This is a genomic window from Klebsiella sp. 141251, from assembly GCF_050600725.1.
GTDB lineage: Bacteria > Pseudomonadota > Gammaproteobacteria > Enterobacterales > Enterobacteriaceae > Klebsiella > Klebsiella aerogenes.
In genome coordinates this window covers 65,468-83,084 of record NZ_JAQIRG010000008.1, presented here as the reverse complement: position 1 = coordinate 83,084, position 17,617 = coordinate 65,468, and the positions used below count along the sequence as shown (strand labels likewise).

At 52.2% G+C, this 17,617-nt stretch carries 15 protein-coding genes and 1 tRNA gene; 6 read left to right on the top strand and 10 right to left on the bottom strand.

The genetic code is table 11. The annotated features are described in order from the left end of the window. Positions 1-210 precede the first annotated feature (210 nt). Positions 211-510, top strand: coding sequence for a DUF1889 family protein (locus PGR09_RS18185; RefSeq protein WP_430916388.1), 300 nt, complete (start codon positions 211-213; stop codon positions 508-510). A gap of 328 nt (positions 511-838) precedes the next feature. Here the strand turns inward: PGR09_RS18185 and PGR09_RS18180 are convergent, their stop codons facing one another. From PGR09_RS18180 to PGR09_RS18170, 3 genes are all read right to left on the bottom strand, one after another. Continuing rightward, a complete protein-coding gene (locus PGR09_RS18180) occupies positions 839-2,620 on the bottom strand; it encodes a P-loop NTPase fold protein (protein WP_430916386.1) in 1,782 nt (593 codons plus the stop codon). Then, positions 2,607-3,647 (bottom strand): phage integrase, encoded by a 1,041-nt coding sequence (locus tag PGR09_RS18175; protein ID WP_430916385.1) that lies wholly within the window; start codon positions 3,645-3,647, stop codon positions 2,607-2,609. Before PGR09_RS18175 ends, PGR09_RS18180 begins: the two co-directional genes overlap by 14 nt. Positions 3,648-4,104: 457 nt before the next feature. Then, positions 4,105-4,180, bottom strand: a tRNA-Ile gene (locus PGR09_RS18170). A gap of 125 nt (positions 4,181-4,305) precedes the next feature. On the opposite strand from PGR09_RS18170, the gene mug reads away from it, so the two are divergent. Continuing rightward, positions 4,306-4,812, top strand: a complete 507-nt coding sequence (gene mug / locus PGR09_RS18165; RefSeq protein WP_045392228.1) for a G/U mismatch-specific DNA glycosylase — start codon at positions 4,306-4,308, stop codon at positions 4,810-4,812. A gap of 70 nt (positions 4,813-4,882) precedes the next feature. On the opposite strand, the gene rpoD is transcribed toward mug, so the two are convergent. The 3 genes from rpoD to rpsU all read right to left on the bottom strand — a co-directional run bounded on the left by rpoD (position 4,883) and on the right by rpsU (position 9,016). Continuing rightward, the gene (rpoD, locus tag PGR09_RS18160) at positions 4,883-6,727 is read right to left on the bottom strand and encodes an RNA polymerase sigma factor RpoD (RefSeq protein WP_015369628.1); all 1,845 of its coding nucleotides are present in this window, start codon (positions 6,725-6,727) and stop codon (positions 4,883-4,885) included. A gap of 150 nt (positions 6,728-6,877) precedes the next feature. Further along, positions 6,878-8,623, bottom strand: coding sequence for a DNA primase (gene dnaG / locus PGR09_RS18155; RefSeq protein WP_045392225.1), 1,746 nt, complete (start codon positions 8,621-8,623; stop codon positions 6,878-6,880). Between the two features lie 177 nt (positions 8,624-8,800). Further along, the gene (gene rpsU / locus PGR09_RS18150) at positions 8,801-9,016 is read right to left on the bottom strand and encodes a 30S ribosomal protein S21 (RefSeq protein WP_001144069.1); all 216 of its coding nucleotides are present in this window, start codon (positions 9,014-9,016) and stop codon (positions 8,801-8,803) included. A 238-nt stretch (positions 9,017-9,254) separates the two neighbouring features. On the opposite strand from rpsU, the gene tsaD reads away from it, so the two are divergent. Beyond that, a complete protein-coding gene (tsaD, locus tag PGR09_RS18145) occupies positions 9,255-10,268 on the top strand; it encodes a tRNA (adenosine(37)-N6)-threonylcarbamoyltransferase complex transferase subunit TsaD (protein ID WP_320482915.1) in 1,014 nt (337 codons plus the stop codon). Between the two features lie 86 nt (positions 10,269-10,354). On the opposite strand, the gene PGR09_RS18140 is transcribed toward tsaD, so the two are convergent. Continuing rightward, positions 10,355-11,824 (bottom strand): MFS transporter, encoded by a 1,470-nt coding sequence (locus PGR09_RS18140; protein WP_430916384.1) that lies wholly within the window; start codon positions 11,822-11,824, stop codon positions 10,355-10,357. Positions 11,825-12,037: 213 nt separating this feature from the next. Further along, complete coding sequence (gene plsY / locus PGR09_RS18135; protein ID WP_015703522.1) at positions 12,038-12,658, bottom strand: glycerol-3-phosphate 1-O-acyltransferase PlsY; 621 nt, start codon at positions 12,656-12,658, stop codon at positions 12,038-12,040. A gap of 233 nt (positions 12,659-12,891) precedes the next feature. Here plsY and folB point away from each other — a divergent pair, with 233 nt between their 5' ends. Next, positions 12,892-13,275 carry a bifunctional dihydroneopterin aldolase/7,8-dihydroneopterin epimerase gene (gene folB / locus PGR09_RS18130; protein ID WP_047065604.1) on the top strand — a complete coding sequence of 128 codons (384 nt, stop codon included), beginning with the start codon at positions 12,892-12,894 and terminating at the stop codon, positions 13,273-13,275. Positions 13,276-13,344: 69 nt separating this feature from the next. Beyond that, on the top strand, positions 13,345-14,166 hold the full coding sequence (gene bacA, locus PGR09_RS18125) for an undecaprenyl-diphosphate phosphatase (protein ID WP_045392213.1): 822 nt from the start codon (positions 13,345-13,347) through the stop codon (positions 14,164-14,166). A gap of 11 nt (positions 14,167-14,177) precedes the next feature. Here the strand turns inward: bacA and PGR09_RS18120 are convergent, their stop codons facing one another. After that, the gene (locus PGR09_RS18120) at positions 14,178-15,419 is read right to left on the bottom strand and encodes a multifunctional CCA addition/repair protein (RefSeq protein WP_430916383.1); all 1,242 of its coding nucleotides are present in this window, start codon (positions 15,417-15,419) and stop codon (positions 14,178-14,180) included. A gap of 61 nt (positions 15,420-15,480) precedes the next feature. After that, on the bottom strand, positions 15,481-16,101 hold the full coding sequence (locus PGR09_RS18115) for a TIGR04211 family SH3 domain-containing protein (protein ID WP_015369636.1): 621 nt from the start codon (positions 16,099-16,101) through the stop codon (positions 15,481-15,483). A gap of 212 nt (positions 16,102-16,313) precedes the next feature. On the opposite strand from PGR09_RS18115, the gene PGR09_RS18110 reads away from it, so the two are divergent. Then, positions 16,314-17,609 carry an inorganic triphosphatase gene (locus tag PGR09_RS18110; RefSeq protein WP_430916382.1) on the top strand — a complete coding sequence of 432 codons (1,296 nt, stop codon included), beginning with the start codon at positions 16,314-16,316 and terminating at the stop codon, positions 17,607-17,609. The last annotated feature ends 8 nt before the right edge of the window (positions 17,610-17,617 follow it).

Genomic DNA, 17,617 nt, shown 5'->3' with positions numbered 1-17,617 from the left:
GTAGCCTCAGAAGGGCATCGCCAGCAATGTATATCCAGAATCACGCTTTGCATAATGTTAACTACCGTGCTGATTGCCCGGCAGAAAAATATAGCCATTTGTACATAGCTCACATTTGAACAATTAAATGGATAAACCTTTTGATACTTAAGCAAAATATAGTCCATATTAAAGCCTTGTACCGAACGTGGATATTTTAAGGATAAGAATATGTCAGCAGTAATTGATAAAGCACTGGATTTTATTAATGGCATGAACACGTCATCTTCAGCACCGCACACCATGGATGAAAGTACGGCTAAAGGCATTTTCAAGTATCTTAATGAGTTAGGCGCTCCGGCCAGCGCGGCTGTTGTGTATGCCCGGGGCACTCAAGAGGGCTGGGATCCCGAATTTACTAAAACGTTAGCTGGATGGGCGGAACGAATTGAGTCCGGCGAGCGTATAGTTATTAAGAATCCTGAGTACTTTTCTTCATACATGCGCGAGGAGCTGCGGGCTCTGGTATAAGATGAACTCTGCTCAACCGTGAGCGGATTGGTTCGCTATATTGCAAGCTTCTAACCCAGCGCGTTTGTACTCCGCAGTACTTGCCTGCCGTATTCTGTAGGTATCCCGGAAAAGACTAAGGGCTTACGAGTAATCGTAAGCCCTTGATATTTGGTGGCCCCTGTTGGGTTTGAACCTACGACCAAGCGATTATGAGAACCATGATAGACTAAGTAAAACAGTAACTTACATAAAAATCAGTCGGTTACAAAACCAATATCCACTAATAAGAGCCAGTATTCTTAAGTTCGCGCGACACTTTTGCGACAGTATTTAGGTTGTGGATGACCTACAATCCCATTAACAACCTCGAAATTCTTAATTTATCCAGACCGGAAACCTTAGATGCGCGATGTCGAATATTCATTTTAACTAACTTTATCCATGCCCCTTCGTCCTGTAAATCACCCTGCAATGAACCGCCAGAGTAACGATTTACTAAGGCTGATCTAACACTATGCCACTTTGTCATATCAATACTAAGCCACATATCAACAAATTCATGAGGTTTGAAACCGGATAATACGGTAATATAACCATATAAATTAATGTCTCTTAACCCCTTTCTAGATATTTTCTCACAAAACCTTAATGTGTCTTCCTTTAAATCTTCTTTCAACTCGGCTAAAAATATTGGATATTGTTTTCTTAAGGAAATTTTTTGGTGAGCCATTAATATTTTATTCAGTTTCGAGGAGTAATGCCTATAAGAATCATTTATCCAAAACCCATATCCATAAGCTGAATCATTAATTGGCTCATATTCTGTAAAGAGATCAGCTGGCAGAAACTTATCATGGCGTTGTAATTTTTTTACGTAGTCTAAAAAAAATGAATATATTTCTTCAAAGCTTTTATCTATATGATGAACATCTGATAATAGAAATAAAACATTAATGGAATGCTGAATTTCACCTTTTTCAATAATCTGCATATTTTCAAATCGTGAATAAAGTTCTTCTAAAGCTTTATTTACCTCTTCTGTTTTGCATGAGTCGAAACTTAATATAGTAAACCATGGTCCATAGTTATCTGGTATTGCAAAATGGCGACTTTTACTTATGCAGTCTTGAATTTGCTCCTTAAGATATAGGCCATTAACAATAGTGTTAATCAAAACTTCATTTGAAAGTAGATCACTTTCAATATTTATAAAAACTTCGTTATCTTTATAACTCTCTTTTATTTTATCAAATATATTTTCTACTTGTTCGTTTTTATTCATGTAGTAATATACAGAGTTTCTTGATTCAATGTCCTTATCAATTAATTTGCCTAATCTAAAGTTTATATCTATTGCAGTGAATAGTACGAATACTTCTGAAAGTAATCTTTTGTCCTTATATAAATACTCAGGTATATAAGGTAGTAATCTTGCGCAATCATTAATTACGTAGTCTAATACTCTTAGTGATTTGCATTGAGAAGCAATGAAAGATTTGTAGATAATATCTTTGACATTTTCAAATGCTTGAGGTGCTTTGCTTCTTTTTATAAATTGATTGAAAGCGTCTTGAATATCTGGTGAGACTTTTAGTATTTGCCCGAATATTTTTTCTTTTTTGTCAGTCAAACCTTTCTGTAATTTTTTATCATGCGCAATAGCAATTACTTTGCATTGGTGGTGTTCGACGTATTTATTTATTGCTCCAAATATATCTTTTTGATTTATCCTGCATCTTTCCAAATCATCAAAAATAATTGTTTTTGAATTGTCCACTTTTTCTTTGATAAGTGCATTTGCTATGTTTCCGATTAATGGTCCAATTGCTAATGTAACATCATTAGCTTTCAAGTTAGAGTTCCCAAACCAGTTGAAAATTTTTTTTATTCGTGATCTGTTTGGATACATTTTTACGAAAACAGCTGAGTGTACTTCCTGTATTGTTGTTAATCCAAATAAGCTTACATAGATTTTTGGTTTTTCTTTGAAAATTTCATTAATAAGATGCGTTTTCCCAACTCCCCATTCACCATCAACTAAAACAGCATACTTGGGGTTTGTTAGAGTATTATAATATTCAAGATACGTTATTAAATGTTTGTTAATAGACTCATTATTTTTTGTCATTTTTTATCACCGCAAAATTTAATGGGTTTAGTTTTAATGCTTCTTCAAGATGATTAGGTGCGAAATGAGCGTACCTCATAGTCATTTTTATGTCTGTATGCCCAAGAATTTTTTGCAATACTAATATGTTTCCCCCATTCATCATAAAATGAGAAGCGAAGGTGTGCCTAAGTACGTGGGTCAGTTGTCCAGCCGGTAATTCAATTCCTGCTCTTTCCAGAGCAGACCTAAAAGCGTAATAACAAGGGCTAAAAAGCGCGCCACTCTTTTTTGGTAGTTCAGCTATGATTGCTGGGTCTAATGGTATTGTGCGGTTGCGCTTACCTTTCGTTTTAATAAATGTGACTTTTCCGGCAGTGATTTGGTTGCGCTTCAATTTTTCAGCTTCTCCCCAGCGAGCGCCAATAGACAGGCAAATTCTGACAATTATCTCCAAATCTTTAGCGGAGCTGTTGCGGCTTTCCTCTAAGAGCCTGTCAATCTGCTCCCCAGTAAGATAAGCCATCTCAGTTTCTTCTGTTCTGAACTGGCGAACGTTCTCTAAAGGGTTGGGCGCGTCCCATTCCCCGAGTCGTTTTAATTCATTAAATACAGCGAGGAAATAAGCGTGCTCTAGGTTCATGGTGCGCGGCGAAACCTGAGTGACGCGTTTTGTCCGGGCAAAATGACCATCCAACCTTTTAGCCCTATAAGCGGTAAACAGCTGCGCGGTGAACTCAGCAGCCATCGGGAAACCCATGCACTCATCTGCCCATAACATGGCGCTTTTACGTTTTTCACCATCGCGCAGGGTTATCCCGTGGCGCTCAAACCAGAGATGTATCAAATCGGAAAGGCGGCGTTTATCTTTTCCTTGTCCAAGCCAGGGCGTGTCATCGAATTTTTGAAGGGTGTAATTTTCGAATGCTAACGCCTCGCCTTTAGTCGCGAACTTTTTGCGAACTCTTTTCCCTTGCTTGCCATTGCTACGATTGACGGTATAGAAGTTCGCAACCCATTGGCCATTACTGAGTTTTCTTACAGTCATGTTATTTAATCGTCAGGACTACACGCCCAATCACGGTTATGTCGTCGATACAAGGTTCTGATCGAAATTACACTGCGTGTCTGTGTTTGATCAGTTCTTTGCGGCCTTCGCCTGTTCATCATCGCCATAAGCCATGTAAACGCCAAATCCAATAGCCAGAACAATCAGTACCAGGCATCCGCCTTAAGTTTGTTTTGCTGTCACGCCTGGATTCTTTACGCCACAGTGTGGGCAAGTTTTTGCTGCTGTGGAAACTTCTTTTTTGCATTCTTTTCATTTGGTTAAGGCCATAAGTAACGTCCTATTTGTCTCAAAGGCAAAATGATAAAGCTCAAAAGTGCGTGACACAAAAGACATTGTTACGAACTAGCGCGACACTTTTGCGACACTCAAGGAGGGGGTAATAAAAAAGCCACTCTTTCGAGTAGCTTAATTATGTGATTTTAAAACTAAAATTTGGTGGCCCCTGTTGGGTTTGAACCAACGACCAAGCGATTATGAGTCGCCTGCTCTAACCACTGAGCTAAGGGGCCGTGGCGAGGGATTATAATGTAACTGCACGCTGCAATCCAGCGTAAAGCGCGCGCCTGCTGTTTTTATAAACAATGCATTTTCAATCCTTTATAATCAGCTTTTTAGTCATTCAGCCGGAGAAATTATGATTAGCGATATCCTGGCGCCGGGGCTGCGGGTGGTCTTTTGCGGCATCAATCCGGGGAAGTCCTCCGCGCATACGGGGTTTCATTTTGCCCATCCCGGCAATCGATTCTGGAAGGTTATTCACCAGGCGGGGTTCACCGAGCGGCAGCTGAAGCCGGAAGAGGAGCAGCATCTGTTGGATACCGGCTGCGGTATCACCATGCTGGTTGAGCGGCCGACGGTACAGGCCAGCGAAGTCGCCCTGCTGGAGCTGCGTAATGGCGCGCAGGAGCTAATAAGCAAAATTCAGGACTATCAGCCGCAGGCGCTGGCGGTGCTCGGCAAGCAGGCCTATGAGCAGGCGTTCAGGGTGCGTGGCGCGAAGTGGGGACGCCAGGAAGCGACCATCGGTGAAACTGAAATCTGGGTGCTGCCCAATCCAAGCGGTTTAAACCGGGCGTCGCTGGACAAGCTGGTTGAAGCCTATCGCGAACTGGATGAGGCGCTGGCGGGGCGAGGGCGGTGATGGCGCCCGAATCGCAGGCATAAAAAAAGCTCCCCGCGGGGAGCTTTTTACTCTGTTTGCAGCGCGACGATTAATCGTCGAGGAAGCTACGCAGCACTTCAGAACGGCTTGGGTGGCGCAGTTTACGCAGCGCCTTCGCTTCGATCTGACGAATACGTTCGCGGGTAACGTCGAACTGTTTACCCACTTCTTCCAGCGTGTGGTCGGTGTTCATGTCGATACCGAAACGCATACGCAGCACTTTCGCTTCACGAGCGGTGAGGCCCGCCAGCACGTCATGCGTTGCCGCACGCAGGCTCTCGGTGGTCGCAGAATCCAGCGGCAGCTCGAGGGTGGTATCCTCGATGAAGTCACCCAGATGCGAATCTTCATCGTCGCCGATCGGCGTTTCCATGGAGATAGGCTCTTTGGCGATTTTCAGCACCTTACGGATTTTGTCTTCCGGCATCAGCATGCGCTCAGCCAGTTCTTCCGGCGTCGGCTCGCGACCCATTTCCTGCAGCATCTGGCGGGAGATACGGTTGAGCTTGTTGATAGTCTCAATCATATGCACCGGAATACGGATGGTGCGCGCCTGATCCGCGATGGAACGGGTGATCGCCTGACGGATCCACCAGGTGGCGTAGGTGGAGAACTTGTAACCACGACGGTATTCAAACTTATCTACCGCTTTCATCAGGCCGATGTTGCCTTCCTGAATCAGGTCGAGGAACTGCAGACCGCGGTTGGTGTATTTCTTGGCGATAGAAATAACCAGACGTAAGTTCGCTTCAACCATCTCTTTCTTCGCACGACGGGCTTTCGCTTCGCCGATGGACATGCGACGGTTGATATCTTTAACCTGCTCGATGGTCAGGCCGGTTTCTTCTTCAATCTGCTGCAGTTTCTGCAGGCCGCGCTGAACGTCTTCTTTAACGTCATGCAGCTTCTCGGACCACGGCTTGTTCATCGCCACGGCGGCGTTGAACCAGGTTTCGCTGGTTTCGTTGCCGGTGAACAGGGTGATGAAGTTTTTCTTCGGCATTTTGCACTGTTCAACGCACAGCTTCATGATGATACGTTCTTGAGTACGAACGCGATCCATCATGCTGCGCATGCTGTTGACCAGGTAATCGAACTGTTTCGGCACCAGGCGGAACTGTTTGAAGACCTCGGACAGCTTGAGGATCTCTTCCTGCGCGGCGGCGTGGCTGCGGCCTTTCGCTTTGATGGTGTCGCGAGTCAGCTCGTACTGGGTGCGCAGCTCGGCGAATTTCTCGCGGGCCAGCTCCGGGTCGATGCTGTTATCGTCATCGCTGTTGTCGTCGTCGTCATCTTCTTCTTCATCTTCGTCGTCGTCCATCTCTTCCTGAGACAGCTCGGAACCGACGTGAGTGGCGGTCGGCGCCATATCTTCTTCAGCATTCGGATCGACGAAGCCGGTGATCAGGTCAGACAGGCGAGCTTCTTCAGCTTCGACGCGGTCGTACTGCTCCAGCAGATAGGTGATGGCTTCCGGATATTCCGCAACGGAGCACTGGACCTGGTTGATCCCGTCTTCGATGCGTTTAGCGATGTCGATTTCGCCTTCACGGGTCAGCAGTTCAACGGTACCCATTTCGCGCATGTACATGCGCACCGGGTCGGTCGTACGGCCAATTTCAGATTCAACGCTCGACAGCACCTGTGCCGCCGCTTCTTCTGCGTCTTCATCGGTATTATTGGAGGTTTCAGCAAGCAGCAGATCATCGGCATCCGGTGCTTCTTCCATCACCTGAATACCCATGTCGTTGATCATTTGGATGATGTCTTCGATCTGATCGGAGTCGACGATATCTTCCGGCAGATGGTCATTGACCTCGGCATAGGTCAGATAGCCTTGCTCCTTACCACGTTGGACAAGAAGCTTCAGCTGTGACTGCGGGTTTTGCTCCATAAGACGGTATCCACACTTAATTCGTTTGATTGGTGCAGGCAGACGAACTGCCAACATTTAAAGCGAGGGCGTACTTATATTATTGCCGCTGCGCCTCAGCGCGGCTGTCGGGGGCTTCCCGATCGATATTCGGCACTTAAGCCGTTAAATTCATTTTTTGGCCAGTTCCTGGCTGATAGTCCAGAGTTCCCGGCGCTCCTCACTGCTTAAACCATGTGTGCGATCGCGAGCTATCAACTCTTCTTGTCGCAGTTCCAGCAGTGAGTCAAACATATGGTTGAGCGAGTCGGTGAAGGTTTGTTCAGCGATATCCTTATCTGCTATATCGTCCCACATCGACAGTTTTTCAAGGGTTGCCGCTTCATTTGTCCCGCGATACTGCTCTAAAAGTTGCCCGGTGGTCAGACCTGGCTGCGCCAGACACGTATTGACCAGTTCGCTGAATAAACCAAGCCCTGGCATCTTCTGCTGATCCAGACCGGCTAAGGGCGGAACCAGCGGCGCCAGATCGGGGTTCTGCACCAGTAACCCTATAAGTATACGCATGGTAGTGCGTTTTAGCTGCGGCGCCGGGCGCGGAGCGCTATTTTCCGCCTGTTTCGGCATTAAACGTTCAAGCTGGGCGTCATCCAGAATGCCCAGTTTGTTGCCCAGCTCCTGACGCAAATAGATGCGCAGCGTTTCGCCCGGCACCTGGGTAATCAGCGGCAGCGCCAGCGTGCTCAGCTGCGCGCGCCCGTCCGGAGTGCTCAGGTCGACCTGCGGCATCAGACTATTGAATAAAAACGTGGAGAGCGGCTGTGCCTGCTCCATCCGCGCTTCAAACGCCTCTTTGCCCTCTTTACGCACCAGCGTATCCGGGTCTTCGCCGTCAGGTAAAAACATAAAACGCAGCTGGCGGCCATCGGTCATATACGGCAGCGCCGTTTCCAGCGCTCGCCATGCCGCGTCGCGGCCAGCCCGGTCGCCGTCGTAACAGCAGATGACCTGATTGGTCGCCCGGAACAACAGCTGAATATGGTCGGCGGTCGTCGAGGTGCCCAGCGAGGCCACGGCATAATTAATGCCGTACTGCGCCAGAGCGACGACGTCCATATAGCCTTCGACCACCAGCAGACGCTGAGGTTCGGCGTTATCCTGCTGCGCTTCATACAGGCCGTACAGCTGGCGGCCTTTATGGAAAATATCGGTCTCCGGGGAGTTCAGGTACTTTGGCAGCGCATCGCCCAGCACGCGCCCGCCAAAACCAATCACCCGGCCTCGCTTATCGCGAATCGGGAACATCACCCGTTCGCGGAAGCGGTCGTAACTGCGCCCCTGATCGTTGGTGACCAGCATGCCCGCATCAATAAGCGACTGGCGGTTTTCCTGATTGCCGCCAAAACGTTTTAAAACGTTATCCCAGCCTGGGGGAGCGAAGCCTATTGCGAAGCGGGTAATCACCTCGCTGCTTAAGCCGCGTTTTGCCAGATACTGGCGCGCGGGTTCGGCGGCGGGTTGGTTCAGAGACTGTTGGTAAAACGTGTTCAGACCGTCCAGCAGTTGATAAAGATTCTGCCGCTGATGCCGTTCTATCTGGCTCGGTCCATTACCTGCTTCATAGGGCACTTCAAGGTTGTGCATGGCGGCCAGCTCTTCGACGGTTTCGACGAACTCGAGCTTGTCGTAGTTCATCAGGAAGTCGATGGCGTTGCCGTGCGCACCGCAGCCGAAGCAATGGTAAAACTGCTTTTCACCGTTGACGGTGAAGGAGGGGGTTTTTTCGTTATGGAATGGACAACACGCGTGATAATTCTTGCCCTGCTTTTTCAGCTTCACCCGAGCATCGATCAGATCGATGATGTCGGTGCGCGCCAGCAGGTCATTGATAAATACGCGTGGGATTCGTCCAGCCATATGCCCCGTAATCTATACACTGCATCCTGCAAACGGCCTCGATATGTCGCCTGAAGACAGTTTGAACGATCTCGTGTATCTGCTAATGCATAAACGAAAATAAGCCGCGCATTCCTTTCGGAAGCACGGCCTTACAACTACAACTCGGTCTGAATTGAGAGCTTCGCTCTCAACAGATTAGTACAGACGAGTGCGGCGTGCGTTTTCGCGAGCCAGTTTCTTCGCGTGACGTTTCACTGCAGAAGCTTTAGCGCGCTTACGTTCGGTAGTCGGTTTTTCATAGAACTCACGACGACGAACTTCCGCCAGAACACCTGCTTTTTCGCAGGAACGCTTGAAGCGACGCAGAGCTACGTCGAACGGCTCGTTTTCACGTACTTTAATTACCGGCATGTGCCTCTCACCTTTGATTAATTCGGTTTGCCGCTGGCCGCAATGCCAGCTTATTTCAAAATGGTGCGGAATTTTACTGCAACTACTGCTGCTTTGTAAAGCACCGGCGCCTTTTTTGAAAGGGGACTTTTATAAGGGTGAGGAGTATACACGAAGAGAACACCAGGGGTGAGCAAAGTTTTACATCGCCGGTCATTGGTCCTACACTGCGCGGTATTGAAACGAGGTAAAACAACTCATGCGTGTACTGGGAATTGAAACATCCTGCGATGAAACCGGCATCGCTATTTACGACGATAAACAAGGTCTGTTAGCCAACCAGCTGTATAGTCAGGTGAAATTACATGCTGACTACGGCGGCGTGGTGCCTGAACTGGCGTCGCGCGACCACGTGCGTAAAACCGTTCCGCTGATCCAGGCGGCGCTCAAAGAAGCGGGCCTGACGGCGAAAGATATTGATGCCGTTGCTTATACGGCAGGCCCTGGCCTGGTGGGCGCGCTGCTGGTCGGCGCGACCGTTGGCCGCTCGCTGGCGTTCGCCTGGAACGTGCCGGCGATCCCGGTACACCATATGGAAGGACACCTGCTGGCGCCGATGCTGGAAGATAATCCGCCGGCGTTCCCGTTCGTCGCTCTGCTGGTTTCCGGCGGTCACACCCAGCTGATTAGCGTCACCGGCATTGGTCAGTATGAACTGCTGGGCGAGTCAATCGACGATGCCGCTGGCGAAGCCTTTGATAAGACAGCGAAACTGTTGGGGCTGGATTATCCCGGCGGGCCGATGCTATCGAAAATGGCGTTTCAGGGCACCGAAGGCCGCTTCGTCTTCCCGCGGCCAATGACCGATCGTCCGGGGCTCGATTTCAGCTTCTCCGGCCTGAAAACCTTCGCCGCCAATACCATTCGTAACAACGGCGACGATGAGCAAACCCGTGCCGATATCGCCCGCGCATTTGAAGACGCGGTTGTCGATACGCTGATGATTAAATGTCGCCGCGCGCTGGAGCAAACCGGCTTTAAGCGTCTGGTGATGGCGGGGGGCGTAAGCGCTAACCGTACGCTGCGCGCGAAGCTGGCGGAAATGATGAGCAAACGCGGCGGCGAAGTGTTTTATGCCCGTCCTGAGTTCTGTACCGATAACGGCGCGATGATCGCTTACGCCGGGATGGTCCGCCTGCAGGGCGGCGCCAATGCCGGACTCGGCGTTACCGTGCGGCCGCGCTGGCCGTTGGCGGAACTGCCGGCCGCCTGATAACCACAAAGAAGGAAAAACCACGCTTTTTCCTTCTTTGTCAGCAGTCTGAAGCCGCCCATCGAGGCGGCTTTTTTACGCGTGGATTAAGGCTGCTGATAATCCTCGGCGTCGATGTCGTAGCCCGACGGCTCCCAGCGTATCGCCAGCAGCGACAACAGCCCAATCAGCGGCGCCGCGGCGATGATCCAGAAAACGCGGGTATCCAGCGCGGCGACCAGCAGCGGGAAGAGGAATAAAGAAAGCGTCGAGCTGCCGCGCATAAGCGTCTGGTTGAGTCCGACGCCAACGCCGCGCAGCGATGTCGGATAGCTTAACGAGGCGAAGGTCATAGTGTGCGCGCCGGGGCCGAATCCCTGGCCGAAAAGGAACAGCGCCAGCATCGCCACGGCAGCGACGCCTTCGCCTGCGCCATCAGGACGGCCAATCAGCGCCAGGCCGAGCAGCGCCGTCAACTGGCAGCCATAACCCGCCAGCGACATCCGCCAGGCCCCGAAGTGCGGTACCAGCCGTACCGCCAGCATTCCTCCCACGAAAGCGAACAGCAAATTCAGCGCCAGCGAAATCAAAATCGTCGTCAGCATCGACTGTACGAAGAAGCTGGAGATGATCACCGGCAGACCAAACGCGACGGCGTTATAGGCAAACGAGGAAACCACCGACAGCAGAGTGGAGAGCGTCGTGCGGCGCAGGTAGACGCCGCGGAACAGGCGCAGATAGTTACTCCATTGGGCGCTACGGACTTTCGGCGCCGGTTTTTCCAGCGCGTCCTGGGCAACGTGTGCATTGATGTTGTAAGCCTGGCGTAGGATGGAGGCCGCTTCACGCAGGTTACCCTGGTTGGCGGCCCACACCGGCGATTCACTCATGTAGCGGCTGCGGATAGCGATAATCACCAGCGCCGGGAGCGCGCCAAAGCCAAGGATGATTCTCCATAGCCAGTCGCTGTGGCTTTCTGGCAAGACGGCATAAAAAAAGAGTACCAGCAGATAGGAAATGCTAATTGCCGCGTACCAGGTCGGGCACCACATCGCCACGCTGGCCGCCTTGTTGCCGGGGCCTTTGAGCCTCGCGAATTCGCTGAGGAACGCCATCGCCACCGGCAGGTCGATCCCGACGCCGAGGCCCATCACGAAGCGCGCGCCGGTAAGGACGTATTCATTCGGCGCCAGCGCGCAGGCGATTGCCGCTACCACGAAGAACAGCATATCCGCCATAAACACGCGATAGCGGCCAATTTTGTCCGTCAAGTAACCGCCGAGCAGCGCGCCAACGATAGCGCCGAAGGTGATGGCTGAGGCGACCATCCCGGTACCGGCAGGCGTCAGGTTGAATTCCCGGGTGATATCTTTCAGCCCGAAGGCCAGTGAGCCAAGATCGTAGGCATCAAGGAAAATACCGCCGAGGGCGATACCCATGACGATACGCGCGTTATTGCGCCCGCTGCTGCCTTCATTAATGAGGCGCGAGACGTCCGCCGCGCTGCCGATCCATTTTACTTCCCCGCCGGGCGACGCAGAGTTTGCCGCGGGCGTCGCGTTAATTACATCAGTCATGGTGTTGTGCTTTTTTCTCTTATAAAGAGCTTCAGAGTAAACAGCGACGCGGGGACGAAAAAATCACTTTTGGTTATAACTCATAACTAAGTCATTGTAGTGAAAGGATTATCTTTGGTTTTCTCTTTTGCCGCTATGATTGGCTAAAAAAGTGGGAAATAGAATGTGTTTGTGGGGGCAAAGAAGCCCGGCACAGGCGGCCGGGCGCGGAGATTATTTCTGCTCTGGCGTTTTTTTCTTCTTTTTGAATCGTGACCAGATTTTCGTTTCCTGACGGCGCCACAGGCGCTGGATGTTGTCGTGATGGCGCAGCAGGATCAGGCAGGAGAGCATCGAGACCGGAAAGGTGTACTGCGGCTTGAACCACCAGACGTAGAAAGGGGCTACCAGCGCGCTGACGATAGCGCCCAGCGATGAATACCCGCTGAGCAGAATAGTCAGCAGCCAGGTGCCGGCCATCACGCCGGTGAGATCCCAGCCGATGGGAGCGATAGCGCCAAATGCGGTCGCCACGCCTTTGCCGCCGCGGAAATTAAAGAACACCGGCCAGATATGGCCTACGCAGGCGGCGATCGCCACCAGCCCGAGCCAGAATGGCGTCAGACCGAGAGCCCAGGCGCCCCATACCGGCAGCATCCCTTTCAGGACATCAAAAATTAATACCGTTACGGCTGCTCCCTTGCCGCCAATTCGGAGTACGTTCGTCGCCCCTGGGTTGCCGGAACCGCTATCGCGAGGGTCGGGCAAACCAGCAAGACGGCATACCAGAATGGCGCTGGAAATTGAGCCGCAGAGGTAGGCGAGGATAACCAGTCCAGGCGCGATTGCACTCATCAGCTGTTCCATTTTGAAAACGTCGTTAGGACCCCACCCATTTTCGTGTTAACAGCTTGTTGGCTTTCTTTGCGCGATAGGTTACATAGTGATGCTGCTATGTTCCCGAAATCTTGCTGCGTCGCCGCTGTCAGGGCACGTGAATTCTTTAGGGGATGTCTTTGCATCTGTGGATAATACGCATAATTCGCCGGAAGTGGTATCCGGTTTAGCCAAAAAGCAGGCAGGTCGTGATGGATATTGTATTTATAGAGCAACTTTCGGTAATCACCACTATCGGTGTTTACGACTGGGAACAGACCATCGAACAGAAGTTAGTGTTCGATATCGAAATGGCGTGGGATAACCGCAAAGCGGCAGCCAGCGACGATGTCAGCGATTGTCTGAGCTATGCTGATATCAGCGAACTGGTTATTAACCACGTCGAGGGCGGGCGTTTTGCGCTGGTCGAAAGGGTGGCCGAAGAGATAGCCGAGCTGCTGCTGCAAAAATTCAATTCTCCGTGGGTGCGGATTAAAGTCAGCAAGCCTGGCGCGGTGGCCCGTGCGGCCAACGTCGGCGTAATCATTGAACGTGGCAGTAATCTGAAACAAAACGTTTCTCGTCATAATGTTTAAACAAATTTGTTTTATACCGGTCTTAGTGCCTGGATTTTAATTTTACTTTTTATTTTAAGGGTTTATTGAATGGGCGATTTACACTCGCTGCTGATAGCGGCAATTTTGGGTGTGGTTGAAGGGTTGACGGAGTTTTTACCGGTTTCCAGTACGGGACATATGATTATCGTTGGCCATCTCCTTGGTTTTGAAGGGGATACCGCCAATACTTTTGAAGTCGTGATTCAACTGGGTTCTATACTCGCCGTCGTCGTGGTGTTCTGGCGTCGACTGTTTGGCCTGATCGGCATTCATTTTGGCCGTCCTCTGCAGCATGAGGGCGTAAGCCAGGGGCGCTTGTCGCTGATTCATATCCTGTTAGGCATGATCCCGGCGGTGGCGCTGGGGCTGGTGTTTCATGACCTGATTAAATCTCTGTTTAACCCGGTTAACGTGATGTACGCGCTGATTGTCGGCGGCTTCCTGCTGATCGCGGCGGAGCTATTTAAACCGAAAGAGCCGCGCGCGCTGGGTCTTGACGACATGACCTATGGTCAGGCGTTTGCCATCGGCTGCTTCCAGTGTCTGGCGCTGTGGCCGGGCTTCTCACGCTCCGGGGCGACCATTTCCGGCGGCATGCTGATGGGCGTTAGCCGCTATGCGGCATCCGAGTTCTCATTCCTGCTGGCGGTACCGATGATGATGGGCGCCACCGTGCTGGACGTTTACAAGAGCATCGGCTTTCTCAACTCCAGCGATATCCCGATGTTTGCCGTCGGTTTTATCATGGCGTTCATCGTGGCGCTGATCGCGATTAAAACCTTCCTGCAGCTGATTAAACGTATTTCGTTTATCCCATTTGCAATCTACCGCTTTATCGTCGCGGCAGCCGTCTACGTGGTCTTCTTCTAAGGCCCTGGCCCTCAGCCTTGCGGCTGGGGGCACCGTTGTTCTTTCCACCGCGTCACGGCAATAATTCTGCGCCGCGTCAGCTCTTCGCGAATCTCCGGTCCTTTGAAACCTTCCGCTACCACTTCTTTAGTGGAAACCGACTGCGCCACTTCCCAGGCTTCAAGCAGCAGGCGCCCCTGCGGATAATCGCAGGATTCAAAACCGGTGCGTCCGCGCACGTCTGCCTCGCTGGTGAGGGCGATTTGCTGCACGCGCTGCGGCTTGCGCCAGGCATCGATGCTATCAAACAGCTTCACGATAGTTTTTGGCTGCAGGATCGGCAGGGTGTGGATCAGATCGTGGAATTCGGCGACCAGTCTGGCCAGATCGCGGATATCGTTCGGTACCCGCAGGCGCTGGCAAATCTGTTCCACCAGCTTCACCCCCGCCGGGCCGTGGCCGTGGTGGCGCGGCCAGAACTCTTTGGGCGTTAAGCCTTTGCCAAGATCGTGGCACAGGGTGGCGAAGCGGACGTCGATGGCCGGCGATAGCATCGCCGCCATGGTGAGCGTCATCAGGGTGTGAACACCGGTATCGATTTCCGGATGCCATTTGGCGGGCGCGGGGACGCCATACAGGGCGTCGATTTCCGGGAACAGCACCTTCAGCGCGTGGCAGTCGCGCAGGGTCTGGAAAAAGACCTGTGGATTACGCGTGCCAAGCGCGTTTTCCGTCTCTTTCCATACCCGCTCCGCCGTCAGATGCGCCAGTTCGCCGGCGTCGGCCATCGTACGCATCAGCGCCATGGTTTCATCGGCAATGCGAAAACCGAGATGGGCATAGCGCGCGGCAAAACGCGCGACGCGCAGTACGCGTAGCGGATCTTCGCTAAAAGCCGGGGAGACGTGGCGCAGCAGGCGCTGGCGCAAATCGGCCAGGCCGCCGTAGGGGTCGTAAATCTGACCGTCAGTGTCCTGAGCCAGCGCGTTGATGGTGAGATCGCGGCGCAGTAGATCTTGCTCAAGGGTGACGTCAGCGGCGGCATAACAGGTGAAACCGGTATAGCCGGAGCCGGATTTACGTTCGGTACGCGCGAGCGCATACTCTTCACGGCTTTGCGGGTGAAGGAACACGGGAAAATCGCGGCCTACCTGCTGGTAGCCCGCGTCGAGCAACTGCTGGGGCGTGGCGCCAACCACCACCCAGTCTCTGTCTTTGACCGGTAGTCCTAATAACGCATCTCGTACTGCACCACCGACCAAATAAATCTTCACGCCTCTTTCTCCCGCATCGACTTTTCGCAAGATGATACGTAAGTCTGGCAGAGAAGACGAATTAGTTCATCCACCGGTCTTTACGTTTGCGGCTCGGTACCAGATGCGGCAGCACCAGACCAAGGATCAGACCGACGCCAAGCACGCCGCCGCCGTACATAAACCACTGCATGATAATGGTGCGCTGTTTATCATCAAGCTGCAGATTCGCCGCGTTCACCTTCTTCTGAGCGACAACCAGCTCGTTTTTCAACTTTTGGTTCTCTTCTTTCAGGGCGTTGATCGCGCCATCGCTACCGGCGACTTTTTTCTGCATGTCGGCGGTACGCTGATTCCAGGTGGCGTCAATGTTGTTCAGCTTGTCGGTCAGGGTTTTGACCTGATTTTCCAGATCCGGCACGCGAATGCGCAGGCTGGGCTCGTTGCTCAGCTCTTTCAGCGGGATCCAGGCGGTACGGCCGTTGCTATCGCGTACCTGTGCGTAATTCGTGCTGTCGTTGGTTTGCAGAACGTCGACGGCCTCGCCGGCGTTAATGGTGCCGACCAGACGATAGTTATCGCCAGGACCGCTGCGAACCCAGGTGCTCAGCTCATCGGAAACGTAGCGCTTTTCTTCTGCGTGAACCGCCGTAGCGGCGCTAAGCGCTAGCAATGTAAAGGTAATAAGGCGTAATTTTGGCATCAGGTCATCGTTTGGTCATAAAAAGTTGAACGATAGTAGTGGCATCGCCAGAGCGACGCAAAGTTTTCCGCCACAATCGGAATCATCCAAATGCAGCTGGCAAATGCGCATTGCATGGCGATTCGCCGCAAAATACTATTTACTGACAAAAAATATCGTCATTAGTTCGCCGCATTTTCCCGGCGACGCTTATCAGGTGGAAGAATTCAGCCATGGCTCAAGAAATCGAACTGAAGTTTATCGTTGCCCACGACGGCGTTGAGGCGCTGCGCCAGCATCTCAATTCGCTGGATGCGCAGCACACGCCGGCAGGCCAACTGCTGAATATTTACTACGAAACCGCCGATAACTGGCTGCGCCGGCACGACATGGGGCTGCGGATCCGCGGCGATCGGGAGCGCTATGAAATGACGCTGAAAATTGCCGGTCGGGTGGTGGGCGGCCTGCATCAGCGTCCGGAATACAATATCCCGCTGGAAAAAGCAGAGCTGGCGCTGGATAAACTGCCGGCTGAAGTCTGGCCGCAGGGGCAGTTGCCGGCAGAACTGGCGCAAAATGTGCAGCCGCTGTTCAGCACTGATTTCCTCCGTGAAAAATGGGTGGTGAAAGAGGGCGACAGCCAGATTGAGATAGCCCTCGACCTTGGCGACGTCAAAGCCGGTGAGCATCAGGAAGCCATTTGCGAACTGGAGCTTGAGCTGTTGAGCGGCGATACCGCGGACATTCTGGCGCTGGCGCATCGTTTACTGGCAACCGGCGTGCTGCGCCAGGGCAGCCTGAGCAAAGCGGCGCGCGGCTATCAGCTGGCGCAGGGCAACGAAGCGCGCCCGGTTAAACCGTTAACGGTCGTGCGCGTGGCGGCGAAAGCCAGCGTCGAGCAGGGGCTGGAAGCGGCGCTGGAAAGCGCGCTGGCGCACTGGCTCTATCATGATGAAGTCTGGAACCGGGGCAACGCGGCCGCTAAAGGTGAAATCCAGCGGGCGATGGCCCGCGTGCGCCATGCGCTGGTGCTGTTTGGCGGCATTGTGCCGCGAAAAGCCACCGTGCAGTTACGTGAATTGCTCACTGAGGCCGAAGCGGCGCTGGACGGAGCGGAAAAAGCCGAAGCGGCGTTGTTCAACCGCGCCACGGTTGGCGCCAAACTGCTTCTGACCGAGTGGCTGGTTACCCGCGGTTGGTGTTCGTTCCTCAACGACGCGGGGCAAAAGAAAATCGCCGGTTCGTTCAAACGCTTTGCCGATATCCAGCTGTCGCGAGCGGCGGCGGAGCTGAAAAGCAACTTCCAGCAGACGCAGGACGACTATAGCGATCGGCTCACGCGTCTGGCGCGCGAGATCGACACCGTTCAATTGCTATCCAGCGCCTATGCCGAGGTCGCCGAGAGCTGGCTGGAAAACTGGCAAGAGGTGCGCCGCGCTATCGAGAACAATGACCGCAGCGTCATCGAATATTTCCGTCGTCAGGCGCTGGCCGCGGAACCATTCTGGCTGCATAGTGGAAAACGATAATTTCAGGC

Bases quoted from the DNA above. Each gene is read 5' to 3' on its own strand.
- PGR09_RS18185 (WP_430916388.1), top strand. From the start codon at position 211: ATGTCAGCAGTAATTGATAAAGCACTGGATTTTATTAATGGCATGAAC.
- PGR09_RS18180 (WP_430916386.1), bottom strand. From the start codon at position 2,620: ATGACAAAAAATAATGAGTCTATTAACAAACATTTAATAACGTATCTT.
- PGR09_RS18175 (WP_430916385.1), bottom strand. From the start codon at position 3,647: ATGACTGTAAGAAAACTCAGTAATGGCCAATGGGTTGCGAACTTCTAT.
- mug (WP_045392228.1), top strand. From the start codon at position 4,306: ATGATTAGCGATATCCTGGCGCCGGGGCTGCGGGTGGTCTTTTGCGGC.
- rpoD (WP_015369628.1), bottom strand. From the start codon at position 6,727: ATGGAGCAAAACCCGCAGTCACAGCTGAAGCTTCTTGTCCAACGTGGT.
- dnaG (WP_045392225.1), bottom strand. From the start codon at position 8,623: ATGGCTGGACGAATCCCACGCGTATTTATCAATGACCTGCTGGCGCGC.
- rpsU (WP_001144069.1), bottom strand. From the start codon at position 9,016: ATGCCGGTAATTAAAGTACGTGAAAACGAGCCGTTCGACGTAGCTCTG.
- tsaD (WP_320482915.1), top strand. From the start codon at position 9,255: ATGCGTGTACTGGGAATTGAAACATCCTGCGATGAAACCGGCATCGCT.
- PGR09_RS18140 (WP_430916384.1), bottom strand. From the start codon at position 11,824: ATGACTGATGTAATTAACGCGACGCCCGCGGCAAACTCTGCGTCGCCC.
- plsY (WP_015703522.1), bottom strand. From the start codon at position 12,658: ATGAGTGCAATCGCGCCTGGACTGGTTATCCTCGCCTACCTCTGCGGC.
- folB (WP_047065604.1), top strand. From the start codon at position 12,892: ATGGATATTGTATTTATAGAGCAACTTTCGGTAATCACCACTATCGGT.
- bacA (WP_045392213.1), top strand. From the start codon at position 13,345: ATGGGCGATTTACACTCGCTGCTGATAGCGGCAATTTTGGGTGTGGTT.
- PGR09_RS18115 (WP_015369636.1), bottom strand. From the start codon at position 16,101: ATGCCAAAATTACGCCTTATTACCTTTACATTGCTAGCGCTTAGCGCC.
- PGR09_RS18110 (WP_430916382.1), top strand. From the start codon at position 16,314: ATGGCTCAAGAAATCGAACTGAAGTTTATCGTTGCCCACGACGGCGTT.